This is a genomic window from Bradyrhizobium betae (assembly GCF_004123905.1).
GTDB classification, from domain to species: domain Bacteria; phylum Pseudomonadota; class Alphaproteobacteria; order Rhizobiales; family Xanthobacteraceae; genus Bradyrhizobium; species Bradyrhizobium betae_A.
In genome coordinates this window covers 479,712-504,711 of record NZ_MZXW01000015.1, presented here as the reverse complement: position 1 = coordinate 504,711, position 25,000 = coordinate 479,712, and the positions used below count along the sequence as shown (strand labels likewise).

At 66.9% G+C, this 25,000-nt stretch carries 25 protein-coding genes and 3 riboswitches; of the genes, 7 read left to right on the top strand and 18 right to left on the bottom strand.

What is annotated here, in order from left to right; all coding sequences use genetic code 11:
• Nucleotides 1–109: 109 nt before the first annotated feature.
• Nucleotides 110–311, bottom strand: a riboswitch (cobalamin riboswitch).
• 73 nt (nt 312–384) lie between these two features.
• Nucleotides 385–957, top strand: coding sequence for a histidine phosphatase family protein (locus B5V03_RS10090; RefSeq protein WP_129269665.1), 573 nt, complete (start codon nt 385–387; stop codon nt 955–957).
• Here the strand turns inward: B5V03_RS10090 and cobT are convergent.
• From cobT to cbiE, 8 genes are all read right to left on the bottom strand, one after another.
• Entirely contained in the window at nt 950–2,002 is a 1,053-nt protein-coding gene (cobT, locus tag B5V03_RS10085) for a nicotinate-nucleotide--dimethylbenzimidazole phosphoribosyltransferase (RefSeq protein ID WP_129269663.1), read from the bottom strand. The two genes, B5V03_RS10090 and cobT, sit on opposite strands and share 8 nt — an antisense overlap.
• Nucleotides 2,003–2,012: 10 nt before the next feature.
• Nucleotides 2,013–2,762: a precorrin-6A synthase (deacetylating) gene (gene cobF / locus B5V03_RS10080; protein ID WP_129269661.1), complete on the bottom strand. Its 750-nt coding sequence runs from the start codon at nt 2,760–2,762 to the stop codon at nt 2,013–2,015.
• Nucleotides 2,763–2,801: 39 nt separating this feature from the next.
• A complete protein-coding gene (locus B5V03_RS10075) occupies nt 2,802–3,479 on the bottom strand; it encodes an energy-coupling factor ABC transporter permease (RefSeq protein ID WP_129269659.1) in 678 nt (225 codons plus the stop codon).
• 37 nt (nt 3,480–3,516) lie between these two features.
• A riboswitch (cobalamin riboswitch) is annotated at nt 3,517–3,736 on the bottom strand.
• A gap of 45 nt (nt 3,737–3,781) precedes the next feature.
• Nucleotides 3,782–4,513, bottom strand: coding sequence for a uroporphyrinogen-III C-methyltransferase (gene cobA / locus B5V03_RS10070; RefSeq protein WP_129269657.1), 732 nt, complete (start codon nt 4,511–4,513; stop codon nt 3,782–3,784).
• A complete protein-coding gene (locus tag B5V03_RS10065) occupies nt 4,510–5,820 on the bottom strand; it encodes a cobyrinate a,c-diamide synthase (RefSeq protein ID WP_129269655.1) in 1,311 nt (436 codons plus the stop codon). Before B5V03_RS10065 ends, cobA begins: the two co-directional genes overlap by 4 nt.
• Nucleotides 5,820–6,602 carry a precorrin-4 C(11)-methyltransferase gene (gene cobM, locus B5V03_RS10060; protein WP_129269653.1) on the bottom strand — a complete coding sequence of 261 codons (783 nt, stop codon included), beginning with the start codon at nt 6,600–6,602 and terminating at the stop codon, nt 5,820–5,822. The genes B5V03_RS10065 and cobM overlap by 1 nt, the downstream gene beginning before the upstream one ends.
• Complete coding sequence (locus B5V03_RS10055; protein ID WP_164987907.1) at nt 6,599–6,967, bottom strand: cobalamin biosynthesis protein; 369 nt, start codon at nt 6,965–6,967, stop codon at nt 6,599–6,601. Before B5V03_RS10055 ends, cobM begins: the two co-directional genes overlap by 4 nt.
• Nucleotides 6,964–8,145, bottom strand: coding sequence for a precorrin-6y C5,15-methyltransferase (decarboxylating) subunit CbiE (gene cbiE, locus B5V03_RS10050; protein ID WP_129269649.1), 1,182 nt, complete (start codon nt 8,143–8,145; stop codon nt 6,964–6,966). The genes B5V03_RS10055 and cbiE overlap by 4 nt, the downstream gene beginning before the upstream one ends.
• Between cbiE and B5V03_RS10045 the strand changes: the two genes are divergently transcribed.
• Nucleotides 8,144–8,890, top strand: coding sequence for a cobalt-precorrin-6A reductase (locus tag B5V03_RS10045; RefSeq protein WP_129269647.1), 747 nt, complete (start codon nt 8,144–8,146; stop codon nt 8,888–8,890). The genes cbiE and B5V03_RS10045 overlap by 2 nt on opposite strands.
• On the opposite strand, the gene cobJ is transcribed toward B5V03_RS10045, so the two are convergent.
• Genes cobJ through B5V03_RS10010 form a run of 7 tightly spaced genes read right to left on the bottom strand, consistent with a single transcriptional unit; the run spans nt 8,866 to nt 16,773 of the window.
• Entirely contained in the window at nt 8,866–9,600 is a 735-nt protein-coding gene (cobJ, locus tag B5V03_RS10040) for a precorrin-3B C(17)-methyltransferase (protein ID WP_129269645.1), read from the bottom strand. The two genes, B5V03_RS10045 and cobJ, sit on opposite strands and share 25 nt — an antisense overlap.
• Nucleotides 9,597–10,328 (bottom strand): precorrin-2 C(20)-methyltransferase, encoded by a 732-nt coding sequence (locus tag B5V03_RS10035; RefSeq protein WP_129269643.1) that lies wholly within the window; start codon nt 10,326–10,328, stop codon nt 9,597–9,599. The genes cobJ and B5V03_RS10035 overlap by 4 nt, the downstream gene beginning before the upstream one ends.
• A 2-nt stretch (nt 10,329–10,330) precedes the next feature.
• Complete coding sequence (locus B5V03_RS10030; RefSeq protein ID WP_129269641.1) at nt 10,331–10,960, bottom strand: precorrin-8X methylmutase; 630 nt, start codon at nt 10,958–10,960, stop codon at nt 10,331–10,333.
• A complete protein-coding gene (cobG, locus tag B5V03_RS10025; protein WP_129269639.1) occupies nt 10,960–12,123 on the bottom strand; it encodes a precorrin-3B synthase in 1,164 nt (387 codons plus the stop codon). The genes B5V03_RS10030 and cobG overlap by 1 nt, the downstream gene beginning before the upstream one ends.
• Nucleotides 12,120–15,368 (bottom strand): cobaltochelatase subunit CobN, encoded by a 3,249-nt coding sequence (cobN, locus tag B5V03_RS10020; RefSeq protein WP_129269637.1) that lies wholly within the window; start codon nt 15,366–15,368, stop codon nt 12,120–12,122. The genes cobG and cobN overlap by 4 nt, the downstream gene beginning before the upstream one ends.
• Nucleotides 15,368–16,402, bottom strand: coding sequence for a cobalamin biosynthesis protein CobW (gene cobW / locus B5V03_RS10015; RefSeq protein WP_129269635.1), 1,035 nt, complete (start codon nt 16,400–16,402; stop codon nt 15,368–15,370). The genes cobN and cobW overlap by 1 nt, the downstream gene beginning before the upstream one ends.
• Nucleotides 16,399–16,773: a DUF1636 family protein gene (locus tag B5V03_RS10010; RefSeq protein WP_129269632.1), complete on the bottom strand. Its 375-nt coding sequence runs from the start codon at nt 16,771–16,773 to the stop codon at nt 16,399–16,401. The genes cobW and B5V03_RS10010 overlap by 4 nt, the downstream gene beginning before the upstream one ends.
• Before the next feature lie 96 nt (nt 16,774–16,869).
• Nucleotides 16,870–17,089: riboswitch (cobalamin riboswitch) on the bottom strand.
• A gap of 40 nt (nt 17,090–17,129) precedes the next feature.
• Between B5V03_RS10010 and cobO the strand changes: the two genes are divergently transcribed.
• Together cobO and B5V03_RS10000 are read left to right on the top strand one after the other, a co-directional pair.
• Nucleotides 17,130–17,765 carry a cob(I)yrinic acid a,c-diamide adenosyltransferase gene (cobO, locus tag B5V03_RS10005; protein ID WP_129269630.1) on the top strand — a complete coding sequence of 212 codons (636 nt, stop codon included), beginning with the start codon at nt 17,130–17,132 and terminating at the stop codon, nt 17,763–17,765.
• Nucleotides 17,766–17,770: 5 nt separating this feature from the next.
• Nucleotides 17,771–19,219, top strand: coding sequence for a cobyric acid synthase (locus tag B5V03_RS10000; protein ID WP_129269628.1), 1,449 nt, complete (start codon nt 17,771–17,773; stop codon nt 19,217–19,219).
• Here B5V03_RS10000 and cobD read toward each other — a convergent pair.
• Nucleotides 19,208–20,173, bottom strand: a complete 966-nt coding sequence (cobD, locus tag B5V03_RS09995; RefSeq protein WP_164987906.1) for a threonine-phosphate decarboxylase CobD — start codon at nt 20,171–20,173, stop codon at nt 19,208–19,210. The genes B5V03_RS10000 and cobD overlap by 12 nt on opposite strands.
• A gap of 11 nt (nt 20,174–20,184) precedes the next feature.
• Nucleotides 20,185–21,126 (bottom strand): adenosylcobinamide-phosphate synthase CbiB, encoded by a 942-nt coding sequence (cbiB, locus tag B5V03_RS09990; protein WP_164987905.1) that lies wholly within the window; start codon nt 21,124–21,126, stop codon nt 20,185–20,187.
• A 120-nt stretch (nt 21,127–21,246) separates the two neighbouring features.
• Here cbiB and cobU point away from each other — a divergent pair, with 120 nt between their 5' ends.
• Genes cobU through bluB form a run of 3 tightly spaced genes read left to right on the top strand, consistent with a single transcriptional unit; the run spans nt 21,247 to nt 23,169 of the window.
• The gene (cobU, locus tag B5V03_RS09985; protein ID WP_129269624.1) at nt 21,247–21,753 is read left to right on the top strand and encodes a bifunctional adenosylcobinamide kinase/adenosylcobinamide-phosphate guanylyltransferase; all 507 of its coding nucleotides are present in this window, start codon (nt 21,247–21,249) and stop codon (nt 21,751–21,753) included.
• A complete protein-coding gene (cobS, locus tag B5V03_RS09980) occupies nt 21,750–22,532 on the top strand; it encodes an adenosylcobinamide-GDP ribazoletransferase (protein ID WP_129269622.1) in 783 nt (260 codons plus the stop codon). The genes cobU and cobS overlap by 4 nt, the downstream gene beginning before the upstream one ends.
• Before the next feature lie 4 nt (nt 22,533–22,536).
• Nucleotides 22,537–23,169 (top strand): 5,6-dimethylbenzimidazole synthase, encoded by a 633-nt coding sequence (gene bluB / locus B5V03_RS09975; RefSeq protein ID WP_129269620.1) that lies wholly within the window; start codon nt 22,537–22,539, stop codon nt 23,167–23,169.
• A 126-nt stretch (nt 23,170–23,295) separates the two neighbouring features.
• Here bluB and B5V03_RS09970 read toward each other — a convergent pair whose 3' ends face one another.
• The gene (locus tag B5V03_RS09970) at nt 23,296–24,990 is read right to left on the bottom strand and encodes a ShlB/FhaC/HecB family hemolysin secretion/activation protein (protein ID WP_129269618.1); all 1,695 of its coding nucleotides are present in this window, start codon (nt 24,988–24,990) and stop codon (nt 23,296–23,298) included.
• Between the last annotated feature and the right edge of the window lie 10 nt (nt 24,991–25,000).

The window sequence follows — 25,000 nt, the reverse complement described above, 5'->3', positions numbered from 1 at the left end:
AACCTCGGTATGACGTCAGTGGCACGTCACAGCGAACCAAGGTCCCACCTTCGGCCTTCAGGCCTCCCGATGAAGCCGAATGTCTGTACTCCCCGACCGACATCTTCGCGTGTGACCACGGCTGACGGCAGGTCTCCTGGCTCGCGGGTCGTTACCTTGCATCGCCTTCCCGGGACCGAGATACCCAGTGGCTCGTGACACAAGATTCGCCGCTTACAGTTGCGGGGGCAGCCACGGCATTGGGGACAATGTCCCCGCACCGCATTCCCTTTTCATCCCCTCTCGGGGAAACCGTCGAAGCCATCTAGGATTACGATCAAGACAGAGTCAATGTGCAAGCTGCGGCGTTATTGCCACAGCGACCAACTTCCTTGGGAGATCTGCATGGAAGGCGAGACCTTCCTCTGGCTGATACGGCATGCCCCCGTCGACGGCATCAAAGGGACGATCCATGCGGCCGACGCGCCAGCCGATCTCGGCGATCGCGCACAGCTGGAAGCGCTGCGGCAGAGCCTGCCGCGGGATGCCGCCAGCTATGCCAGCCCGTCACGACGCACGGTCGAGACCGCGCGGGCGCTGGGGCTCGACCCCAGGTTGGTGCCCGAGTTTAGCGAACAGAATTTTGGTGGCTGGACCGGCCGCCGGCATGACGAGCTCGCTGCGACCGGTGGCGAGGCCTATACGCAGTTCTGGAGTGATCCGGCGCGCGGAAAGCCGCCGGGCGGTGAGAGCTTTGAAGATCAGGTCGCGCGCGTCCGGCTGGGGCTCTTGCGAATCGGCGCCGGACCAGCAACGCTGGTCGTACATTCCGGCACGATCCGCGCTGCGCTCTGTGTTGCACTGGATCTCACACCACAAGCAGCCTTGCGCTTCGTGATCGATCCGCTGTCGCTGACCCGGATCGACCGGCTCGCGAACGGCTGGCGCGTCGTCTCGGTCAATCAGCGGATCAGCTAGGTCTGTCAGGCACATTGGCCTGCGCAAACGTCGCCATGCCGTTGTGGAGGCTGCATGCCAACCGCACCAGTGGCAGCGCGATGGCGGCGCCCGATCCCTCGCCGAGCCTGAGATCGAGGCTGATCAGCGGCTGCACGTTCAGCGCGCGCAGCACCAGCCGATGCCCCTGCTCCGCCGATTGATGCGACGGCAGCAGGAATGGCTGGCACGACGGGTTGAGCCGCGTCGCCGCCAAAGCTGCGACCGAGACAATGAAGCCGTCGATCAGCACCGGAATGCGGCGCTGTGCAGCCGCGATGATCGCGCCGCAGATCGCCGCGATCTCGAGACCGCCGACGGCAGACAGAATTTCTTCAGGCGCCGCGCCAGCAACGCCATGCCGCCCAATCGCGGCATCGATCACACGCGCCTTGTGCGCGCGGCCGGCCGCATCGATACCGGTGCCGCTGCCCGCAATCTCCTCGGCGCTGATGCCGAGCAGGCTCGCGGCAATTGCGGCCGAGGTCGTGGTGTTGCCGATTCCCATCTCGCCGAAGATCAGAAGATCGGGTTGGCTGGTCGCGGCGCGCGCAACCGCGCGCTGCCCAGCTTCAAAGGCGAACGCCAGCTCGGACGGCGCGAGCGCCGGCTCGACGCTGAAATCGCGGGTGCCGTTGCACGGCTTGTCGGTGACCACGCCCGGCATCTGCTCCTGCGCCAACGTGCCGGCGTCGACCACTTCCAGGCTGGAACCAAGTTCGCGTGCGAGCACGGAGATCGCTGCGCCGCCGGAGGCAAAATTTGCCATCATCGCGATGGTCACGGCTTGCGGATAGGCCGACACACCCTGCGCGACGATGCCGTGATCGCCGGCGAAGATGATGATGGGCACCCGCGCCGCGCGCGGCTGCTCGGTCGCTTGCAGGCCTGCAAGCTCGATCGCGAGTTGCTCCAGCCGGCCGAGCGCGCCAGTCGGTTTCGTCAGTTGCGCCTGCCGCGCAATCGCCGCGTCGCGGTGGACCGCGGAGACATCGGGGCACTTCTTGTAGACCCATTCGGGGAGCATGCTGCCTCGCTTACGGCCTGCGCTTGAGAATGTAGCTGTCCATGATCCAGCCGTGCCGCGCGCGCGCGTCCTGCCGCGCGGCGACGATGCGTGCGCCCGCTTCGGCGAGCGCGCCGGACATGATGATCTGATCGGGCATGCCGAGATACGCGCCCCACCAGATATGAAGACCTTCCGGATCGAGCGACTGGAATGCGGTGCCGCCGTCGAGCATCACCACAACGGTATCGACGCCTTGCGGCCAGCCGCCTTCGAGCAAGCGACGGCCTGTCGTGACCAGAAATGGCTCGCCGATGTCGTTGAGCGGCAGCGCGTGCGCCGCGCACAGCGCCTGGATCGAGGTGATGCCGGGCACGACCTCGATATCAGGCAAGGGATCGAGCCGCCGCGCAATGCGCAGCGAGGAATCGTAGAGCGAGGGATCGCCCCAGATCAGCAGCGCGATCCTGCCGTCACTGCCGAGATGATCTGCGATCGTCTGCGACCACGTCGCAGCAACCGCATCGTGCCAATCGTCCACGCCCTTGCGGTAATCGGCTTCGGCTGCGTCGCGCACGGGAAGATCGAACTCGGCGATGCGCGTCTTATCGCTAGTGAGCACATCGGCGCAGATTGTCCGCCGCAAATCTGCGAGATCGGATTTCGCGATCCCCTTGCGCGGGATCAGGACGAGATCAGCCGCATTAATGGTACCAATCGCGGCGCGCGTGAGCTGGGCGGGATCGCCGCAACCGATGCCTATCAGGGAGAGCGTGAGCATCGCGTGTGGGGGCGGCCATCGCGGCCGCCCCTTGGTCTCTTAAGCCGCGTTGTGCAGGCGCGGCGTGACGAAGCCGGACGCGGTGACACCGCGCAGCGACTTCGCCAGCGCCAGCACACCGAGATCAGCCAGCGGCTCGATCACAATGACCAGCGCATAGGAGGCCGCGAACGTCGCGATGCTGGCGAGGTTGCTCATGGCGAAGCCGGAGCCGTAGAGCGCCCAGAACGCCACCCAGGCGATGACGCCCGCCTGATAGGTCGTGGAAAGCGCCAGCGCCTGGCGATACCTGAGGTCTACATACGCAGTGCTGCGCGGAATGATCCGCGCGGCAATCGCCTGGATCGCGAACAGCGGCACCAGCAGCGTGGTGACGTTCATGCCGTATTGCGGCAAGTCGGGCGGCTCAAAGAAGATGCCCTGGAACAGAAGGCCGAACGCGAGGCCGAAGGCCGCGGGCGCAGCGCCAAACAGCAGGAACAAGGTCGAGCCGAGGATGAAGTGCACCTCGGAGACGCCGACCGGGAAGTGCGGCATGATCTCGAAGAAGATGAAGACGAGGCCGGTGGTGGCGAGCGTCCGCGCGGCGAACGAGACGATGCCCTGCTCGCGCACGGTCTCGACCGCGAGCTTCAAGGCAACGCCGCCTGCGGCGATGCCGGTTGCGTAACTCAATACAAGCTTGGCGCCCGTCACGATTCCGGGTTCGATATGCATGGCTCAGATCCTTCCTGCCGTCACACCCGACGGCCTTGGCCTCAAAACATGCACGGCCGGTCTCCTGGCTCGCGGTTCACTGGGTTCTCCGGCCTTCCCGGACCTTGCGGCCCAGTGGCTGATCGGAGTCCCTCACCGCTTACAGTCGCGGGGGCGGCTGGGGTTTTGGGCGCCGCAACTGGGTCCGCCCATCCCCATTCCCGATTATGCTCTAAGCGCTTTGCGCCGCGTCGAGCACCATGCCTCCCATGTGTGCCCCTTTCGCCAGCGGGGCGTCAAGGGGCGACCGACGGCCGGGGCCGTCATGACCGATAATCCCCCGCCAGCGCGCCGAACAGGATGACGGCAGCGGTCGAAGCCGCGCCTCCCCGGGCAAGTTGCTCGGCCAGCTCGGCAATCGTGGTGCGGACCAGCCGTTCGTCGGCACGGCCAAGGGATTCGGCGAATAGCGCGGGGGTCGTTGGCGCGAGGCCATGTTCGATCAACTTTGCGACAAGCGCCGGAAAGGTACGACGGCCCATATAGACCACGGTCGTCGCTTCGGGATCGGCCAGCGCCGCCCAGTTCAGGTTCTGCGGCAGCTCGCCGGTGACGTCGGCCCCGGTCACGAACTGCACCCGGCGCGAGGTATGGCGCCGGGTCAGGGGAATGCCGGCTTGCGCAGCCGCAACGCAGGCCGAGGTGACGCCCGGAATGATCTCGTAGCCGATGCCGGCCTCGCGCAGCGTCTCGAGCTCCTCCTCGAGCCGGCCGAAAATGCCGGCATCGCCAGATTTCAGCCGCACGACGCGCACGCCGGTGGCGGCATAGTCGACCAAGAGGCGGTTGACGTGATGCTGTTTTGTGGACGGCCGCCCCGCCCGCTTCCCCACCGCCACCAGATTGGCGCCAGGCCGGGCGAGATCGAGGATCGCACCCGAAGCGAGGTCATCATAGAGCACGACATCGGCCTCGCGCAGGCGCGCAGCCCCCTTGAGCGTGAGCAGCTCGGGGTCGCCGGGACCGGCGGAGATGAAGGAAACAAAACCGCTCACCGGTCCTCCGCGATCAGATGGAAGAACGTGCCGGTGGCCTGTCCCCGCCGCGAGCCGGTCTCGGCGATGACCGCGCCCGTCGCGTCATGCACGACCGCCAGCGGCGTGTCGGGCTGCGCGAGGATCGTCGAATAGTGGAACTCGTGGCCGCGCAGACGCGCACCCGCCTGATGCCCCGGCATTGGCGCTGCGAGCGCGGCGAGACGATAGCCCAGATGCATGCGGCGTTTGGCAAAGCTCGTCTCCAGGCCGAGCAGACCCGCCATCTCGTGACGGACGCCCTCGGCGTCGGTCAAACCTGCGCCCAGCACCATATAGCCTCCGCATTCGCCGTGCACCGGCCGTGACTCGGCGAAGGTCCGCAAGCCGCTGCGGAAGCGCGCATTGGCCGCGATTGTCCCGGCATGAAGCTCGGGGTAACCGCCGGGCAGCCAGCAGACGTCCGCGCTCCTATCGGGCGCTTCGTCGGCAAGCGGCGAGAAAGTCGAGATGTCCGCGCCCGCCGCGCGCCAAGCTTCCAGCATATGCGGGTAGACGAAGGAGAATGCCGCATCGCGGGCAAGGGCGATGCGCTGACCGGGCGGTGTTACGTTAAGACCATTGGCGGAAGGTTGCGGCGACCAGCTGGCGGCCGACCGCAGCACCGCATCGAGATCGACATGCTCGGCAACAAAGCGCGCGGCCTCGTCGATCAGCTTGCCTATTTCGGCCTGCTCCTCGGCCTGCACGAGGCCGAGATGCCGCTTCGGCAGGCTGATCTCGGCATGGCGTGGCAGCGCGCCGAACACGGCGACACCAATTTCGTTCAGCGCATGCCGCACGAGAGCTTCATGGCGCGGGCTGGCGACGCGGTTGAGCACGACGCCGGCGAGCCGCACACCGGGACGATAATCACGGAGGCCTGCCGCGATTGCGGCCGCCGTCTGCGCCTGTCCGGAAGGGTCGATCACCAGCACCACCGGCCAGCCCAGCATCTCCGCGAGATCAGCGGTCGCGCCGGTGCCGCAGACACCGCGCGCGGCGACGCCGTCGAACAGGCCCATCGAGCCTTCGGCGAGCACGACATCGGCATCCGCGCCGCGGCTGACGAGATGTGTGATCGCTCCGCGGTCCATAGCCCAGCTATCGACATTGACGGAGGCGCGTCCCGTCGCGGCCGCATGAAAGGCAGGATCGATGTAATCGGGCCCGCTCTTGAAACACTGCACGTTCAATCCGCGATTGCGCCAGGCCCGCGCGAGCGCCAGCGTCAGCGTGGTCTTGCCAACGCCGGAGGCCGGCGCGGAGATGACGAGCCCTGCCGCCATCACGTCGCCTCCGGAAAGCGCGGCTCGGCGCCGACGGGGCGATAGCGGCGGTCGTAATCGGCGGCATAGAGGCGGCTCTCGTCGAAATCCGCCGAGCCAAGCGTCTTGCCGACCAGAATGAGTGCAGTGCGCTCCATCTCGCTGCCGACGGCCGCATCGAGCGTCGCCAGCGTGGCGCGAACGATGCGCTGATCCGGCCAGCTCGCGCGCCAGACGATCGCCACCGGGCAGTCCGCACCATAATGCGGCGTCAGCTCGACGACGACCTTGTCGAGCAGATGGATCGACAGATGGACGGCAAGCACCGCGCCGGTCGCGGCGAAGGCGGCGAGCGTCTCGCCTTCGGGCATCGCGCTGGCGCGGCCCGGCGTGCGTGTTAGCACCACCGTCTGGGCAAGGCCGGGCAGCGTCAGTTCGGCCTCCAGCGCAGCGGCGGCGGCCGAGAATGAGGGAACGCCCGGCGTGACCGTGTAGGGAATGCCGAGCGCGCGTAGGGGGCGGAGCTGCTCGCCCATCGCCGACCAGATCGAGAGGTCGCCGGAATGCAGCCGTGCGACGTCCTTGCCCTCCGCATGGGCGGCAGCGATCTCCGCGATGATGTCGTCGAGCGACAGCGGCGCGGTGTTGACGATCCGTGCGCCCGGCGGGCAATGCGCCAGCACGCCCTCGGGTACCAGCGAGCCGGCATAGAGACAGACCGGACAGGCCGCGATCAGGTCGCGTCCGCGCAGCGTGAGCAAATCGGGAGCACCAGGTCCGGCGCCGATAAAATGCACCGTCATGCGCCGTCTCCTTCGGCGATCGCCGCGGTCGCGGTGCGATCCCGCGAGATCACCCGCGTCGCAATCAATCGTGCGCGAGGGCCGGCCGCAGCGAGAGCCGCAGCTTCGGCAACCGATCCCGTGCCAAACTTTTCCGCGACGAGTTTCGACTGCGTCGGCGTGTCGATGCTGGCCAGCATTTCGGCCGGAACGGCTTTGATCGGCACACCGCATTCGCGCGCGAGCTGTTTCAGCACCTCCGCATCAGCCTTGTCGCTGACGGTCGCCACCGCCGCAAGGCCGTCGGGGCCGCCGGCCGCCACAAGCGCCTCACGCAACGAAGCCAGCGTGACATCCTGTTTGAATCCGAGCCCGGCGACCTTCATCGGGCCGTACTCCACTGCACCACCGGTCGCGATGCCTCCCAGGACCGGTAGCGGCCGAGCGGACCGGCATGCGCGATCTCGACCCGCATCAACTCGCCGCCATGCTGCTGATGCAATTCCCCGAGCAGCGCTTCGGTCTCCAGCGTCACCGCATGCGCGACGAGCCGCGTACCGGGTGCGACGCGTGACCACACAGCATCGAACATTGCGATGTCGAGGCCGCCGCCGATGAACACGGCATCCGGCGCTTCCAGAGCGGCAAGAGCTTCGGGCGCCTTCCCCGTAATGACGGTGATCCGATGCGCCAGCCCGAACGCCTCCGCATTGCTGCGGATATTGGCAGCCCGATCATCGCGCCCCTCGACGGCGATCGCCGTCCCGCCGCACAGCGCCCATTCGACCGAGATCGAGCCCGAGCCGGCGCCGATATCCCACAAGCTCATGCCAGGACAGGGCCAGAGCGCCGACAGCGCCAGCGCGCGCACCGGCCGCTTGGTGATCTGGCCGTCGTGCGCGAAGAGAACATCCGGCAGCCCCGAGCTGCGAGACAGACCGTCCGCCCCCCTCGCCTCCAGCGCGACCGCAACCAGCTTTTCCGCGTCAGCGCGGGTATAGCTCTCAGCACGATACTCGCGAACCCTTTCATGTGGCCCGCCGAGCGCGGCGAGAGTCCAGAATGCCGAGGCTCCCCATCCACGCTCCCTCAGCCATCTCGCGAGATCGCCGGCAGCTTTGCCGTCGCGCACGAGACAGACGATCCGCGCGCCTCGCGCCAGATGCGGCACGAGGCGCTCAAACGGCGCGGCATGAAGCCCGAGACATGTCATGGCTTCGAGGCGCCAGCCAAGCCGCGCGGCAACGAGTGAAAACGTCGAGGGCGCCGGATGCGCGATCCACTCACTGGCGTCAAGCTTTTCGGCAAGGCCGGCACCGGCGCCGTACCAAAACGGATCGCCGGAGGCGAGCACCGCGGTCGGCCGGCCACGGCAACTCAGCACGATGTCTGCGTCGAACGGCACCGGCCACGGGCGGCCGCGACCACCCACATCAGCAAGCGCAAGATGACGCTCACCGCCGAAGACAGTTTCTGCCTTGGCGAGCGCCTTTCGGCTTGCCTCCGACAGCCCGGCAAGGCCATCTTCGCCGACACCGATGATGGTCAGCCAGGGATCAGCCATGACGCGCGCCCTCATTCTGGGCGGAACGAGCGATGCGAGCCAGCTTGCAGCGGAAATCGCGCGCGCGGGCATCGAGGCCGTCTATTCCTATGGCGGCCGCACCCGCATGCCTGCCGATCAGCCCTTGCCGACCCGCATCGGCGGCTTCGGTGGCGTGAGCGGACTTGCCGATTACATCCGGCGAGAAAGCATCACGCATGTGATCGATGCGACGCATCCCTTCGCCGCCGAGATGAGCCGTAACGCAGTCGAAGCGTGCAAGGAAACCGGCACGCCGCTGATTGCGCTGGAACGCGCGCCTTGGGTAAGAGCGCCCGGCGACAACTGGATCGAGGTCACCGACGTGGGTGCCGCAGTCGCCGCTCTGCCTGAGACGCCGGCAAAAGTGTTTCTCGCCATCGGCCGCCAGCACATCGCGCCATTCGCGACCAAGCCGCAGCATCCCTACACGTTGAGATTCGTCGACCCGCCCGAAGCCCCGCTGCCCTTCGCGGCCGAAATGATCGTGTCGCGCGGACCGTTCACGCTCGATGGCGAACTGGAGATGCTGCGTACGCGCGGCATCGCCTGGATCGTTGCCCGCAATTCCGGCGGCGACGGCGCGCGCGCCAAGATCGACGCCGCCCGCATGCTCGGCCTGCCCGTGATCATGATCTCGCGACCAAAACTGCCCGAGCGTCAGCAGGTTGAAAGCGTCGCCGAGATTATGCAGTGGCTCGGTCATCGCGACCGCCTCGGCGCATAGATCCAGCGGCCGACGCGGCGCGTCTGCGAGTTGCCGACGATCACCAGCGTGCGCATGTCGGCCATCTCGGGCGTCGCTTCGTTCAGCGTGACGGTCTCAATCCTCTCATCGTCGGTACTGATCGCGCGCGCGAAGATCACGAGGTGCTCGCCGCAGCCGACCTCTTTCAGCATCGCGAGCGCGCGGCCGAAGCCGTCCGGCCGGCTCGCCGAACGGGGATTATACATCGCGATCGAAAAGTCGGCTTCGGCAGCGAGAAGCAGCCGTTTCTCGATCACGGCCCATGGCTTGAGATTGTCGGAGAGATTGATCGCGCAGAAATCGTGGCCGAGCGGCGCGCCGGCCCGCGCGGCCGCCGCCAGCATCGCGGTGATCCCTGGCAGCACGCGGATCGGCAACTCCTGCCATTGCGGCGCCTGTTCCAATGCCTCGAACACGGCGGAGGCCATCGCGAACACGCCGGGGTCGCCGGAGGAGACAACGACGACCTGGCCGCCTTCGGCCGCAAGCCGCAGCGCCTCGCTCGCTCGCGCGAGCTCTTCGCGGTTATCCGACGGATGCAGTTTGAGCCCCGGTCGTGGCGGCACCCGCGAGACATAGGGCGCATAGCCCAGAATGTCGGTCGCGGAAGCAAGCGCGGCGGAGACCTCGGGCGTCACCAGCACATCGCTGCCCGGCCCGAGACCCGCGATGGTCAGCGTGCCCGTCATTCGGCGGCATCCAGATGCCGGCCCTTGCCGTGCACGAGCACGATCGCAAAGTAAGGACACTCGGCGGCATCGATCTCGGCGAGCCGCACCATGCGCTCGCCGGGCATGGTGCCGCGCTCGACCAGCCAGGCATCATCGAGCCGCCCGGCGGCGGCGAGCGCGCGGCGCACTTTTGCGAGATTGCGGCCGGTCTTCATGATGACGAGCGCATCGGAATCGCGCATGCGCCGTCCGAGTTCGTCTTCAGCGAGCGTGCCCATCAGCACCGTGGTGACGTCGTCGCCGAGCGCGATCGGCTGTCCCACACCGTTCCAACAGCCGACCATGCCGGGAATGCCCGCGATCACCTCGATCTCCACCCGGCCTTGCAGGCGCGTGTGCAGATGCATGAAGGAGCCGTAGAAATAGGGATCGCCCTCGCAGAGCACGACGACGTCCACCGCGCGCGAAAGTCGCGCCAAACGCTCCGCCCATTCGTCGTAGAAGCCGGCCAGCAGCTGCACATATTCAGGACTGTCGAAGGCGATCTCGGTCGTGACCGGATATTCCATCGGATATTCGACGACATCGTCGGCGAGCATGCCTTCAACGATGCGCCGTGCCTGGCCGGGCCGGCCCTTCTTGCGGAAATAGGCGACGTGTTTCGCAGCCCGCACCGTGCGGTCGGCGCGCACGCTCATGAGATCGGGATCGCCGGGGCCGAGACCGCAGCAGATGATGCGCCCCATCTCTATTCGCTCCGGCTCGCCAGCGCGTTCACGGCGGCAACCGTGATCGCGGAACCGCCGAGGCGGCCCTCGACCGTGAGCGCCGGCACAGGCGGATCGGCCATCAGTGCGGCCTTGGACTCGGCCGCGCCGACGAAGCCGACGGGACAGCCGATGATCGCCGCCGGCCGCGGGCAGTCGCGATCCTCCAGCATGTTGAGGAGATGAAACAGCGCGGTCGGCGCGTTGCCGATCGCGACGATCGCGCCGTCGAGATGCGGACGCCACAGCTCCAGCGCGGCGGCCGAGCGAGTGTTGCGCATGGATTGCGCCAGCGCGGGGACGGACTCGTCACCAAGCGTGCAGATGACGGCGTTGGCCGCAGGCAATCGAGCGCGCGTAATTCCCTCCGAGACCATGCGCGCGTCGCAGAGGATCGGCGCGCCCTTCTGCAAGGCGGCACGCGCAGCGGTCGCCATGCCTGACGTAAAGCGGATATACGCCTCCAGACCCACCATGCCGGCGGCATGGATCATCCGCACCACGACCTGCTCCTCGTCCGCCGTGAAGCGGGCAAGATCGGCCTCGGCGCGAATGGTCGCAAAGGACTGCCGGTAGATCGCCGTACCGTCGGTTTCGTAAATGTGCGGCATCAATGCCCTCCCATCAGGATGGAGGGATTGCCAATGATGTCGTCGCGATCCAGGCCGCGCAGAATGGGCTCATCGCGCGTCGATCCGCCGCGCACAAGGTCGAAGCCGGCGCCGGTCGCAACCAGCGTGATCGCGGCCGCTCCGGAATGCGCGCACCCCTTGGCACAGCCTGAGACGTGAAGCCGCGCGGCTGAGCCAATGTTCGGAGCAAGCGCCGCTGCCAGCGCGCGGGTATCGGCATGCGCCTCGCGGCAGCGCGGGGCGCCGCTACAGGCGACGACGCGCAGCGCCGGATCGTAGGCCTCGGTGATGAGGCCGGCGGCGGTCGGCATCGTCCGCTTGCCTTCGCTCAAAACCATCCGCCATGGCGTCATGCGCAGCGCATGCCCGCAGCCGGCAAACTGGGCGAGCGTCGCGTGCGGCATTTGCCCGAAAGCGGCGCCGACCATCGCGCCCTGCGGATAAAGGCCGGGGCGCGCCGCGGCCATGATCGGCGCCGGCTCGGCCTCCCCGCGCAAAGTCTCAGGCAAGATTGCACCGGCAGCGAGATGCGCCGCCATGCGCCCTCTTCCGTCCCTGGCACCGCCGGAGGCGACGAACCAGTTTGCAAGTGTGAGTGCGATCGTCACAGCCTCGCCGCGCGCGACGGAGCGGCCGAGCTTCGCGCCATCGGCCCGCACCAGCAGTCCGCCGGCACGATCGCGCTCGATCCGCACGTCTGCGGAATCGCCGGCGAGCACGCGCGAGGTGCCGTCATCGATCGCGAAGCCGAATTTCGTCGGAAGCGCGAGCGCGCACGCCTCGAGCGCCTCCTCGAGCTCGGCGGCCAGCGCCTGGGTCTCGTCGCCATCGCGCCAGAACGGCGTCACCAGGATGTTGCGACGGGATTCGGTCTCGGCGTCGGGGTCAAGCAGCGCCAGCTGCGAAAGACCGTCGAGCAGCAACCGGTGGCTGGTCTCGCTGACGCCTCTGATCTGGAGATTGGCGCGGCTGGTCACGTCGAGCAGGCCGTTGCCGTGGCGTTCGGCGAGATGCGCCAGTCCGGAAATTTGCGCCGCATCCAGCCGCCCACCGAACGGGCGGACGCGAACCACGAGCCCGTCGCCCGACTGCATCGGCCGCAGCGCACCGGGGCACCAGCCCTTGACCAGAGATGCGCTCATGAGGCCTCCCGCAGCGCCGCCGCGATCGAGTTGCGGCGCGTGAGCCAGAGCGAGGCCTCGTGGAGGCTGTTAAAACACGCCTCCATCGCCGCGAGCGCCGCCGGATTTTCGCGGGCCATGAAGGCGCGGACGTCGGCGTTGCCGAGCGTCGCGTCATAGTAGAGGTCGAACAGATGCGGCGGCACGGCATCCGCCAGATGCGCGAAGGCGGCCATATGCTCGAGCGTCGCCGTGATCTCGGCGGCGCCGCGAAAACCGTGGCGCATCATGCCGGCGATCCAGTCGGGATTGGCCGCGCGCGCGCGGACGACGCGCGAGATTTCTTCCGTCAGCGTGCGCGCGTGCGGCTGCTCTGGGCGCGTCGCGTCGAGATGATAGAGCGATGGCGCGGTCCCGCCCAGATGTGCGGCGGCCGCCGCAACGCCGGCCTCATGCGCGGCATAGTCGGCGGCGAGCAGCAGATCGGTTTCCGGCAGATCCTGGACGTGGACAAAAGCATCGGCTGAAGCGAGCCGCTGTTCGATGCCGGCGCGATCCAGCCTGATCTCGCCATCCGCGGAGAAGGCCCAGGACGATGCCGACAGCCAGGCTTCGCCGGCGGCATCGCGGGTCTCGGACGTGAAAGCGCCCGGGATCGCCGAGAGGCCAACACCGTATTGCCCGGGTCGCGGCGCGAACACGCGAGAAGTGCGGTGGCGATAGGGATTCTCCTCGCCCTCGTCCGCGCGGCTTGCGAGCGCTTGGGCCGCCGCTTCGAACAATTGCGCGAGGCCCGAGAAAACATCACGGAACAGGCCGGATACGCGTAGTGTAACGTCGATGCGGGGGCGGCCGAGCTCGGCCGGCGCGATGATGTCGTAACCGGTGACGCGGCCGGAGGCATGATCCCAGCGCGGTGCGAGGCCGGCCAGATGCAGCGCCATCGCAAACTCTTCGCCCGCAGTGCGCATCGTCGCCGAGCCCCAGAGATCGACCACAAGCCCCTTCGGCCAGTCGCCGTGATCCTGCAGATGGCGACGCAGCAGCTCTTCCGCGAGTTTTATCCCCTGCGCATGCGCCGACGGTGTCGGAACCGCGCGCGGATCGACGGCGAAGAGATTGCGCCCCGTGGGCAAAACGTCATGGCGCCCGCGATAGGGCGAGCCCGACGGTCCCGGCGCGACGCGCTGTCCCGCAAGCGCGGCACGCAGCGCATCCCGCTCCTCTATGCCGCAGGCGCCGCGACCGAACACGTGCAGGCCATCGCCGAACTGGCTTTCCTTGAGATCGCAGACGAAACGATCGATCCGCGGGATCGCTTCGGCCGGCGCGGCCGAGGCATCGAGACCAAGATCGTCTTCGAGCCCCGCAGCGCGCGCCTCGTCACGGATCGCGGCGATCAGACGCTGGCGGCGGGCGGGATCGAGACCGTCGGCAGTCGAGTATTCGTCAAGGAGACGTTCGAGCCGGCGCAACCCTTCCGGCACCGCGGATTGTTCCAGCGGCGGCGGCAGATGGCCGATCGTGACGGCGCCAATGCGCCGCTTGGCCTGCGCGGCTTCGCCGGGATCGTTGACGATGAAGGGATAGATGACGGGGAGATCGCCGATCAGCGCTTCCGGCCAGCACGCAGGCGACAGTGCCACCGATTTTCCGGGCAGCCATTCGAGCGTGCCATGCGCACCCATGTGCACGACGGCGTCGATCCCCCGCTGCCGGAGCCAGAGGTAGAACGCCACATAGGCGTGGCGCGGCGTGCGGGCGAGATCGTGATAATCGGCATCGCGCGTGGTCGCATCGCCGCGCTCCGGCTGGACCGCGACGATCGACTGGCCGCTTGCGATGGCTGCGAAGTGGAACGCACCATCACGGCAACTGGGATCGCTCTCCGGTACGCCCCAGGCTTGCGCGAGATCATCCTGCAAGGATTGCGGCAGGCGCGAAAGCGCCGCGCGGTAATCGGCGACACTCCAGGTCAAATTTTGCTTGAGCAGCGTCTCGCCGAGTGCATGGACCGGCGCGACATCGAAGCCGGCCTCCGCGAGATCAGACACCAAGGCCTCGACTGAAGCCAGTGCATCCAGACCAACGGCATGCGCGATCTGATGCGGACGGCCCGGATAGTTCGAGAGCACGACCGCCAGCCGCTTCTCGGCGGCAGGCTTCTCCGCGAGGCTGTGCCAAGCCGCAACGCGCGCCGCAACAGCCGTCACGCGCTCATCATCGGGCCTGTGTGCCAGATGCAAAAATTGCAGATCGGGATCGCGCACCGACGCCGACTTGAAACTCACGACGCCGGTGAACAGGCGGCCATCGACCTCGGGCAGCACCACATGCATCGCGAGATCGCCGGGCGACAGGCCGCGCAGCGATTCCGCCCAGTCCTCGCGCCGCGCCGATGAGAGCGCGACCTGGAAGACGGGACATGACGCCGCATCGAACGGTGTCGTGCCGTCCTCGCCCATCGCCGAGAACGCCGTTGCATTGACGATCGTCGCCGGAGGATTCTTCGCAAGATAATCCCGCAGCCAATCCGCAACGCCCGTGGCTTTCAACGACGTGACGAACACGCCGTAGGCGTCAAACCCCTTCCCGCGCAGCGCGGCAATCAGGGCATCGACCGGGCCGGTGTCCGCGGCGGTGAGATAGGAGCGATAGAACGTCACCAGCGCGCGCGGTTTGCCCTCATCCGCCAGCGGCGCAGCAATGACGCCCCGCGCGGGATCATAAAAACCCATCTCAGGCACCGTCATCTCGCCGACAACCGGGCCGGCATAGAGACCCGAGGCCAGTGCGAGCTGCGCGATCGCCGCTTGCGCCGCGACCGGACCACCGGTGTCGCAGAGCACCTTGAGCCGGCGGAGGGTCGAGACCGGCAAGGTCGAGTACGCGTCCAGTCGCGTGTCGTCGCGGCCGTCGGCCGGCAGCACGGCCAGCACGATGTTTCGCTCCTTCGCGAGCTGTTGCAGGGCCGCGAGACCATACGGCCAGTAGGACTCACCACCGATCAGGCGCACCAGAATGCCGCGCGCCTGCGACAGCGTGCGCTCGACATAGGTGTCGACCGAGAGCGGATGACGGAGTTCTGCGAGATTGGCGAGCCGCAGCGACGGCAGGCTGTTGCGGCCGCGGCGCCAGCCGGCCGCGAACGCCGCAAGATCGGAATCCGAGTACGAGAGCACCACGAGATCGGCCGGGTCCTGGCCGATGTCTCTTGGCGTCGCGGTCTCCTCCAGACCGCGGCTCTCGCGGAAGACGACGTGCATCAGACTCCCAATCCCGCTCTTATCGCGGCCTCGTCGATATCGCCGTGCTCGCCGATCACGACGAGCTTCGACTGCCTCAAGCCTGCGCCCCAGGGCTTGTCGAACTGGTGGCGCACGCGCTCGCCGACCGCCTGGAGCAGCAGCCGCATCGGCTTGCCCGCGACCGCGATGTACCCTTTGGCGCGCAGCACGTTCTGCTCGCGCGCGAGCTTCTGAACCGATGCGACCAGCGCGTCGACATCGGCCACCTCAGGAAGATCGATCACGACGGACGCGAAATCATCATGCTCGTGCTCCTCCTCGCCGTCGTGATGCGAGGGGCGCGCGGCAAGATCGTTCTCGGCGGCAGCGCCGAGACCGAGGATGAGGCGGGCATCGATCGCGCCGTCAGTGACGGGGAGCATCGGCACGCGACGCGGCATCTCGGCGGTGATCACAGCCTTGGCGGCCTCGATGCCAGCACTGCCTGCGAGATCGGCCTTGGTCAGCAGCACGATATCGGCGCAGGCGATCTGATCCTCGAACACTTCCGACAGCGGCGTCTCGTGATCGAGATTTTGGTCCGCCGCGCGCTGCGCTTCGACCGCGATCGGATCCGGCGCGAAGCGGCCGGCTGCGACAGCCTCGGCATCGGCAAGCGCGATCACGCCATCAACCGTGATGCGCGAGCGGATCTCCGGCCAGTCGAACGCCTTGAGCAGCGGCTTTGGCAGCGCAAGGCCCGAGGTCTCGATCAGGATGTGATCGGGCCGCACCGGGCGCGAAAGCAACTTCTCCATGGTCGGAATGAAGTCGTCGGCAACGGTGCAGCAGATGCAGCCATTAGCGAGCTCGACGATGTTCTCCTCCGGGCAATTTGCGTCGGCGCAGGACTTCAAGATCTCGCCGTCGACGCCTTCGCTGCCGAACTCGTTGACGAGCACGGCAAGCTTCTTCCCATTGGGGTTTGCGAGCAGATGCTGGATCAGCGTCGTCTTGCCGGAGCCGAGAAAACCGGTGACCACCGTGACAGGAACTTTTGCGAGCGAGTTCATTCGGCGGCCTCTGGCACAACGGTAAGGGGAGGAATGCGGGCAAGCGACTGCTTGCGGAAGATTTCCGGCCGGCTGCGCCAGGGCACGAGGCCGTCGGGCGCGGCCGCATAGGCGGCAGCGCCTGCGACGACGTCCTGTGCATTCGCATCCGACAGGCGGCCATAGACATAGGACCAGCGGCCGGGCGCGCTGAGCGCGACCGAGCAGCCCTGGCTGCATGCAGAGAGGCATTCGACGGGAACCACATTGACGCCGTCAGGCACGCCGGCCTCGAGGATCGCGCCATGCAAGCGCTTGCCGGGTGTCGTCTCGCCCTCGCCAGGCGTCTCGCCGGCGCGGCAGGTGATGCAGACGTGAAGTGTGACGGTCATCGCCTCTTCCAGAATAAACAGCGGGAAGCGAAGAGGCCCACGGACCCTGACTCGAGAGGTCCGTTTCCCCGTCGCGGAACACCCCGTCCGCCGGTCCAAAAAACGTCCGCGCTGGCAGGTCTCCCGGCTTGCGGAGCAGGGTTTTCACCCTTCGATCCCCGCCTTCCCGATCCCAGGGGGATCAGTGGCCTCGGGCATCTCTCCGGTCACGGTCGCGGGGGCGGCTGCAGTTTGGATCCAAATCTTGCCGATTCGGACCCTATCGCATTCCCTCTTCGCCTGTCATAGGACAGGAACCAACGCCGGGCCACCATTTGCCCCCGGCCGCCTCTTGTCAAGCCGAAGGACCCCGTCCGATGACCTCCGAACCGGATACCCAAACGGGCGAGGAAACCGACGCCCGGCACGCCCAGAAAATGGCGAAGAAGAAGGTCGCCCGCGACAAGATCATGGCGACCAAGAGCGGCGAAAAGGGCCTGATTATCGTCCACACCGGCGCCGGCAAGGGCAAGTCCTCCTCGGCCTTCGGCATGATCGTGCGCTGCGTCGCCCACGGCTTCCCCTGCGCCGTCGTACAGTTCATCAAGGGCGCCTGGGATACCGGCGAGCGGCGCCTGCTCACCGGCCATTTCGGCGAGCTCTGCCAGTTCCATGCGATGGGCGAAGGCTTTACCTGGGAGACGCAGGATCGCGCCCGCGACATCGCCGCCGCGCGCGCCGGCTGGGAGAAGGCCAAGGAGCTGATCCTCGATTCTAACTTGCGCATGGTCGTGCTCGACGAGATCAACATCGCGCTGCGCTACGACTATCTCGACATCGCCGAGATCGTTGAATTTCTGACGACGCAAAAGCCGCCGCTGACGCATGTCGTGCTCACCGGGCGCAATGCCAAGGACGAGCTGATCGAGATCGCCGACCTCGTCACCGAGATGACGCTGGTCAAGCACCCCTTCCGCTCAGGCATCAAGGCGCAAGCCGGCGTCGAGTTCTAAATTCGATGGCACGCGCGCTGATGATCCAGGGGGCCGGCTCGGACGTGGGCAAATCGCTCATCGTCGCCGGCCTCGCGCGCGCCTTCACGCGTCGCGGCCTGCGCGTGCTCCCGTTCAAGCCGCAGAACATGTCGAACAATGCGGCCGTCACCGTCGATGGCGGCGAGATCGGCCGCGCCCAGGCATTGCAAGCGCTTGCCGCCAGCGTCGAGCCGCACACCGACATGAATCCGGTGCTGCTCAAGCCCGAGACCGATGTTGGCGCACAGGTCATCGTGCAGGGAAAACGTATCGCCACTGCGCGGGCGCGCGAATATGCGGAGATGAAGCCTTCGCTGATGGGCGCCGTGCTGGAGAGCTTTGAGCGGCTGAAAGCGCGCGGCGATCTCGTGCTGGTCGAAGGCGCCGGCAGCCCCGCCGAAGTGAACCTGCGCAAGGCCGACATCGCCAATATGGGTTTTGCGCGCAAGGCCGACGTGCCGGTCGTGCTGGTCGGCGACATCGACCGCGGCGGCGTCATCGCCCAGCTCGTCGGCATCAAGACGGTGATCGACCCCGACGATGCCGCGATGATCCAGGGTTTTGTCATCAACAAGTTCCGTGGCGATCCCACGCTGTTCGACGACGGCTACAGACTGATCGAACAGAAGACCGCATGGCGCGGCCTCGGCGTGCTGCCCTGGTTCACGCGCGCCGGCGAGCTGCCGGCCGAGGATGCGTTGGGCCTGAGTGACGCGCGCAAGCCGGGCCAGTGCAAGATCGCCTGCCTCGCGCTGTCGCGGATCGCCAATTTCGACGATCTCGATCCGCTCAAGCTCGAGCCTGGCGTCGATCTCGTGATGGTGCGCCCGGGCGAAGCGATTCCGGGCGATGTGCGTCTCGTCATCATTCCCGGCTCGAAATCGACGCGAGGCGATCTCGCCTTCCTGCACGCGCAAGGCTGGGACATCGATCTGCTGGCGCATCACCGCAGGGGCGGCCATGTGCTCGGCCTCTGCGGCGGCTATCAGATGCTTGGACGCAGCGTCGCCGACCCTGATGGCATCGAAGGTCCTGCGGGCGACACGCCGGGGCTCGGACTACTGGATGTCGAGACGGCGATGAGCCCGCATAAGACGTTGACGCGTGTCGCGGCCATACATGCCGCGACGGATCAGCCGATCGAGGCTTACGAAATCCATATCGGGCGTACCGATGGGCCGGATCGTGAGCGTCCATTCGCAATGCTGAATGGCGAGCCGGAAGGCGCGATCTCGCGCGATGGCCGCGTGCAGGGCAGTTATCTGCACGGCCTGTTCACGTCGGATGATTTCCGTAAGGCGTTTCTGGCGAAGCTCGACATTCCCGCGGGCGAAGAGCCGTATCACGCGAGGGTCGAGAGCGCGCTCGATGCGCTCGCCGATCACATCGAAAAGCATCTCGACGTCGACGGCCTGCTCGCGCTAGCGCGTTAGGACCTCGGCAAGGCGGGTCCATTCGGACTCGCTGCCCGGGAGCCCCAGCCGCAGCCATGCCGGCTCTCGCGCGAAGACGCGCGACCAGGTATGGCCACGCGCGAGCCTCTCCTGCGCGGCAAGCGCATCAGGCGTCTCATAGAGGCGAAACAGCGACGTGCCGCCGACAAGCCGCCAGCCTTGCGCTTGCGCCATTTCGTCGAGGCGAACACAGTCGCGCGCGAGCCGCGCTGACGTGGCCTCGGCCCACGCATCATCGCGCAACGCGCGGCAACCGATCGTGATCGCCGCACCCGAGACCGGCCATGGCCCCGACATCGCAGCGAGCTTTGCGACGTCGGCCGCATTGCCAAGTGCAAAGCCCAGCCGCAGACCGGCAAGACCATAAAATTTGCCGAACGAGCGCAGGATCAGCAGTCCCGGCCGGTCCGCCTCAGATGCGAGCGACAGCTGCGGAACCGCGTCAGCAAAACTCTCGTCGACGACGAGACGGCCGACGCGCGGCAGCAGTGCGAGCAAATCCTTTGGCGCGGATTGCCGGCCATCGGGATTGTTGGGATTGACGACGATAGCGAGATCCGCGCCCGCCAGCGCGTCGAGCTCGCCGACCTCCTGGACATCCCAGCCCGCGACCGAGAGAACACCTGCATGCTCGTTATAGGTCGGTGCGAGGATGCGCGCGCGGCCGCGCGGCGCCAGTTGCGGCAACAATTGAATCGCGGCCTGCGCGCCGCCCATCGCGACGATCGCAGCGTTCGTGCGGTAGGCATGCCGCGCCGCCTGATGCAGCGCCTCGATCTCGGCGCGCGCCGGCAGCGCGCTCCACGCGCGCGCGTTCACCTCGCCCACGGGATAAGGCAACCGGTTGATCCCGGTCGACAGATCGATCCAGTCTTCCGCGCGTCCGCCAAAACGCCGCTGGGCCAGATCGAGATTTCCACCGTGCTCGCGCATGCCCCGTTCTTTCACGCGAAGGCCAGGATCGCAAGGAGGCCTGCGAGCAGCAGCATGGCGCGGCGATAGACCGTCAATCCCCCCCCGATATCGGCGGCAAGCGGATCGCGCGCCCCTTCGTTGAGCCAGGGCTCGTTCGTGGTGCTGCCGTGATAGATGCGGGGACCGCTCAGCCGCACACTGAGCGCGCCCGCCATAGCCGCTTCCGGCCAGCCGGCGTTCGGCGAGCGATGACGGCGCGCATCCCGTGTCATGCACGACAGTGCGCCCGATCGGCGCGATGCGAGCAGCACGAACAAAGATCCGGTCAGGCGCGCCGGAATGAAGTTTGCGACGTCGTCGATGCGCGCCGCGGCCCAGCCGAAGGCCTCGTGCCGGTCGCTGCGATGGCCGATCATGGAGTCGAGCGTGTTGATCGCCTTGTAGCCCAAAATGCCGGGCAGACCGAACAGCGCGCCCCAGAACACCGGCGCCACGATGCCGTCGGAGGCGTTTTCGGCGAGGCTCTCGATCGCCGCGCGCGCAATGCCGGCCTCATCGAGCGTCGCGGGATCGCGGCCGACGATGCGCGAGACTGCTTCGCGCGCAGCGGTGAGATCGCCGGCCTGCAAAGGCTTGGCGACGGCGGCGACGTGATCATGCAGCGAACGCAGTGCGACCAGCGGCCAGGCCAGGATGCCGACAAGCACGATCTCGATCCAACCCGACGGGAGTACGAACTGAAGCAGCCAGCCGAGTGCGACGGAGAGCGCGATCACCAAAAGCGCTCCAGCAACGCCGGCAGCGCGGCGTAGCGCCGGCGGATCGGACGCGCGATTCCAGCTGGAATCGATGGCGCCAATCAGCCGCCCCAGCCAGGTCACGGGATGGCCGATCCGCGCGAACATCCACGACGGCCAGCCCAGGAGGGCATCCACCGCCATCGCCACCACCATCGCGCCCGCAAAACCCACATTCGTCTCCTGTCCCGCCCCTGTTGCGCAAAGCGAGGGGCGAGCGCAAGCCCCTGCCCGGCTGATTTCGGCTTTGTCTTTGGCCGCGTTTGGTGATTAGTCAGGCCACGGGAGACATTCATGGCCATCATCTTGATCACGGGCGGCGCGCGATCGGGCAAGAGCGCCCACGCGGAAAAGCGCGCGCTCGGCTTTCCGGGCCAGCCGATCTACATCGCGACGGCCGAGGCGCTCGACGCCGAAATGGAGATTCGCATCGCGAAGCATCGTAGGAAGCGCAAGGCCGTCGACTGGATCGAACGGGAGGTCCCGCTCGATCTCCTGCAGGCGCTGATCGACACCGATGGCGGCGGCCCAAGGCTGGTGGACTGCCTGACCTTGTGGCTCTCCAACATGATGCATGCGGGGCGTGACTGGGAGCACGAGGTCACGAAGCTCGCAGCCTTCATGGGCGGCCAGAAGAGCCCCGTCGTTTTCGTCACCAACGAGGTCGGCCTCGGCATCGTGCCCGACAACGCGCTTGCGCGCAGCTATCGTGACGCTGCCGGCATCATGAACCAGTTCATCGCGGCCGTTGCCGACGAGGTCGAGTTCATCGTCGTCGGCCTGCCGATGAAATTGAAATGATGCCGCGCGCCGAGCTTCTCAAGGACGTCATCGCCGATCTCAGGATGGCGGCGTCGTTCGTGACGATCCTTCCCGTCGCATCGACGAAGCCCGCAGCCGACGGTGCCGTCGCGCGGGCGACCTGGGCGCTTCCCCTCGCGGGGCTGCTGGTCGGCCTTGCCGGCGCGTTGATCTACAAGATCGCCATCCGGTTCGGACTGACACCGAACCTTGCTGCCCTGCTCGCACTCGCGACGACCGCCCTCATCACCGGCGCGCTGCACGAGGACGGGCTTGCCGACACCGCCGACGGGCTCGGCGGTGGCCGTACGCGCGATCGCAAGCTCGAGATCATGCGCGACAGCCGGACCGGCACCTATGGCGTCTGCGCGCTGATTCTGTCCTTTGGCCTGCGCTGGAGCGCGCTCGCGGCAATCGCGAATCCGTGGGCCGTCACGCTTGCGCTTTGCGCCGCGCATGCCGCGGCACGTGCGGGCGTGCCGGCCTTCATGTCGCTGGTCCCACCGGCACGGCCGGATGGGCTTTCGGCGAGCGCCGGAGCGCCGCCGGGCCGCAGCGTGGCCGTCGCATTTGCTGTTGGAACGCTCGCGCTCGCGCTCGCGCTTGGGCCGGGCAAGGCGCTGGTCGGCCTGATCCTGCTGTCGCTCGCCGGCCTGATACTGGCGCGCCTCGCCATCCGCCAGATCGGCGGGCAGACCGGCGACATCCTCGGCGCATTCGAGCAGACAGGTGAGATCCTGATCCTGCTGGTTGCCGCAGCCTTCCAGATGGGACGCTGACCTCATGGTCGAGTTCGACGATGCCTTTCGCCAACAACTGCACGAGCTGTTCGTGTGGCGCCGCGACGTGCGCCGCTTTCGCAGCGATCCGCTGCCGGACGGCGCGATCGACCGCCTGATCGAGACCGCCTGCCTCTCGCCCTCGGTCGGCCTGAGCCAGCCCTGGCGCTTCGTCATCGTCGACGATGCCGCGCGGCGTCGCGCGGTGATCGACAACTTCAGGGCATGCAATGCCGATGCGCTGAATTGCTATTCCGGCGAACGTGCCGCACGCTATGCCGCGCTCAAACTGTCGGGCCTCGAACAGGCCCCCGGCCACCTCGCCGTGTTCGCCGACAAGGCCAGCGATATCGGCCACGGCCTCGGCCGCGCCACCATGCCGGAGACGACGGAATATTCCGTGGTCGCCGCCATCACCGCGATGTGGCTCGCCGCGCGTGCCGAAGGCATCGGGCTCGGCTGGGTGTCGATCCTCAATCCGGATCGCATCCACGCCATTCTCGACGTGCCCAGTACCTGGAAATTCATCGCCTATCTCTGCGTCGGCTATCCCGAGGCCGAATGCGACCAGCCCGAGCTGGAACGGGCGAAATGGGAGCACCGGCGGGAAGCGAGCGAGTTCACACTGCGGCGTTAATCAGGCGCTCCATCCTCCGTCATTGCGAGCGCAGCGAAGCAATCCAGAGTCTTTCCGGGGAGACAGTCTGGATTGTTTCGTCGCAAGGGCTCCTCGCACTGACGAAGAGAGAGAAGCACCCAGCCGCTACGACTTGCTCTTGCCCGCCACCGCCGCCACGGGCGCGCGGCTTTCCGGCTTCTCGAACATCAACAGCGGACGCAAGATGACACGGCCATAGGCCTCGTAATGGTTCTGGGTCGAGACCGCCATCTTCAGCGGCGTCGCATAATTCGCCTCGAACGTCATGAACGACGCATAGGTCCAGGAGAAGCCGACGCCGACCGAGGCCAGTTCGGTGACGCCGGGGAATGTCGAATACACTCCGCCCCAGTCGGCGAAGATGTAGGTGTCAAAACCCCTCAGCCATTGCGACCAGTTGTAGTGCAGCTCGGCGTTGAAATAGTAGCCGCTGTCGCCGGACGCCGAGTTGGAGGGATAGCCGCGCACGGTCGTGGGGCCGCCGATCGAAAAGATCTGGTCGCCCGGCAGCAGCTTCTCCTGCGTGTATTGCCAGCTCGCCAAGACGTTGGCGCTGAAATTCGCCGGCCCCGCGGTGCTGGATGCGATCAGCGAGCCGGTATAGGTGTTGAACGCGCGGTTGTTGCCGAGCACATGGTCCTGCCACGCGATGTAGTTCACCGCCGGCGAGACCGTGATCGAATAGGTGTTGCCTGAATTGGTCACCGAGACGCCGGCTGTGGCCTTGTCGTAGTGATCCTCGGTGACGGCGACCGTGGCGAAGCGGCTGACGGTCTTGCCCTCGGTCTCCGCGGCGTTGAGCAGCACCAGCCAGTTCTGCGTCACCCAGACCGGCTGGCTGACATTGACCGCGGCCTGGCTCGAGCGCCCGGTGACGTCGAGCGCGACGAACGGTCCCTGGACGATCTTGATCTTGCCTTCGGTATAGCTGACGCCGACGCGGCCGCCCCACGGATTGACGGGAATGCTGTAGGCGACGTTGCCGTTGAGATTGCCGTCGGACCGCACGCCGTAGAAGGTCAGGCGGTCGTCGACGCCGAACAGGCCGTGTCGCTTGTAGAAGGCCCCGCCCTCCCAGCGCCCGGTATTCTCGGAGCCCTGATTGTCGGTGAAGAGCTGCAAGGTGTCGATCGGCGGCTCGATCACCGCGAACTGGAGGTCGGTCAGGCCAAAACTCGTGCCGGGCTGGAGCAGTGCCTTGATCTGCACATCGTTGGTCCGGTTGAACCAGATCACGTCGCGATTGAGTTTTGGAACGTCAAGGATCTCGCCTTCGGGCTCCCTCACACGCTGCAGGATGTAATCGGTGCGAGTCTGCTTGTTACCCTCGATGGTCGTTTTCTGGAGCCGGCCTTCGGTGAGCTTGATCTTGACCACGCCGTCCTTCGGATCCTGTTCCGGCAGCGTCGCGATGCCCGTGACGATGCCGCGCGCGGCGTAGACGGCGTTGATGTCGGCGACGAGCTGCAACAGCGCGGCAATGTCGACGTTCTGGCCGACATATTTCTTCGCGATCTCGTCGAGCTCCGACGGCGTGATGAATTTGGAGGAGCCGAACTCGACCTTGCGCAGGCGGAATTTCGGTCCGCCCGGCTTGAGCAGCTGGGATTTCTCCCGCTCGCCGCCGATCACCGCGGGACCGTTGAGTTTTGGCGGCGCGCTCTGCTGTTCGAGCTGGCGGCGCTGCCGGTCGACGTCGGTCTGGATCACGCCGGGATTGATCGAGGGCACCTGGGCACGCGCGGGCATGATGCAGCACGCTGCAAGCCCCACCCCCAATGCTGCCCCCCAAATCCGCATCCCGAATCCC

Coding starts and splice junctions, on each gene's coding strand:
- B5V03_RS10090 (WP_129269665.1), top strand. CDS start 385: ATGGAAGGCGAGACCTTCCTCTGGCTGATACGGCATGCCCCCGTCGAC.
- cobT (WP_129269663.1), bottom strand. CDS start 2,002: ATGCTCCCCGAATGGGTCTACAAGAAGTGCCCCGATGTCTCCGCGGTC.
- cobF (WP_129269661.1), bottom strand. CDS start 2,762: ATGCTCACGCTCTCCCTGATAGGCATCGGTTGCGGCGATCCCGCCCAG.
- B5V03_RS10075 (WP_129269659.1), bottom strand. CDS start 3,479: ATGCATATCGAACCCGGAATCGTGACGGGCGCCAAGCTTGTATTGAGT.
- B5V03_RS10065 (WP_129269655.1), bottom strand. CDS start 5,820: ATGGCGGCAGGGCTCGTCATCTCCGCGCCGGCCTCCGGCGTTGGCAAG.
- cobM (WP_129269653.1), bottom strand. CDS start 6,602: ATGACGGTGCATTTTATCGGCGCCGGACCTGGTGCTCCCGATTTGCTC.
- B5V03_RS10055 (WP_164987907.1), bottom strand. CDS start 6,967: ATGAAGGTCGCCGGGCTCGGATTCAAACAGGATGTCACGCTGGCTTCG.
- B5V03_RS10045 (WP_129269647.1), top strand. CDS start 8,144: ATGACGCGCGCCCTCATTCTGGGCGGAACGAGCGATGCGAGCCAGCTT.
- cbiE (WP_129269649.1), bottom strand. CDS start 8,145: ATGGCTGATCCCTGGCTGACCATCATCGGTGTCGGCGAAGATGGCCTT.
- cobJ (WP_129269645.1), bottom strand. CDS start 9,600: ATGACGGGCACGCTGACCATCGCGGGTCTCGGGCCGGGCAGCGATGTG.
- B5V03_RS10035 (WP_129269643.1), bottom strand. CDS start 10,328: ATGGGGCGCATCATCTGCTGCGGTCTCGGCCCCGGCGATCCCGATCTC.
- B5V03_RS10030 (WP_129269641.1), bottom strand. CDS start 10,960: ATGCCGCACATTTACGAAACCGACGGTACGGCGATCTACCGGCAGTCC.
- cobG (WP_129269639.1), bottom strand. CDS start 12,123: ATGAGCGCATCTCTGGTCAAGGGCTGGTGCCCCGGTGCGCTGCGGCCG.
- cobN (WP_129269637.1), bottom strand. CDS start 15,368: ATGCACGTCGTCTTCCGCGAGAGCCGCGGTCTGGAGGAGACCGCGACG.
- cobW (WP_129269635.1), bottom strand. CDS start 16,402: ATGAACTCGCTCGCAAAAGTTCCTGTCACGGTGGTCACCGGTTTTCTC.
- B5V03_RS10010 (WP_129269632.1), bottom strand. CDS start 16,773: ATGACCGTCACACTTCACGTCTGCATCACCTGCCGCGCCGGCGAGACG.
- cobO (WP_129269630.1), top strand. CDS start 17,130: ATGACCTCCGAACCGGATACCCAAACGGGCGAGGAAACCGACGCCCGG.
- B5V03_RS10000 (WP_129269628.1), top strand. CDS start 17,771: ATGGCACGCGCGCTGATGATCCAGGGGGCCGGCTCGGACGTGGGCAAA.
- cobD (WP_164987906.1), bottom strand. CDS start 20,173: ATGCGCGAGCACGGTGGAAATCTCGATCTGGCCCAGCGGCGTTTTGGC.
- cobU (WP_129269624.1), top strand. CDS start 21,247: ATGGCCATCATCTTGATCACGGGCGGCGCGCGATCGGGCAAGAGCGCC.
- cobS (WP_129269622.1), top strand. CDS start 21,750: ATGATGCCGCGCGCCGAGCTTCTCAAGGACGTCATCGCCGATCTCAGG.
- bluB (WP_129269620.1), top strand. CDS start 22,537: ATGGTCGAGTTCGACGATGCCTTTCGCCAACAACTGCACGAGCTGTTC.
- B5V03_RS09970 (WP_129269618.1), bottom strand. CDS start 24,990: ATGCGGATTTGGGGGGCAGCATTGGGGGTGGGGCTTGCAGCGTGCTGC.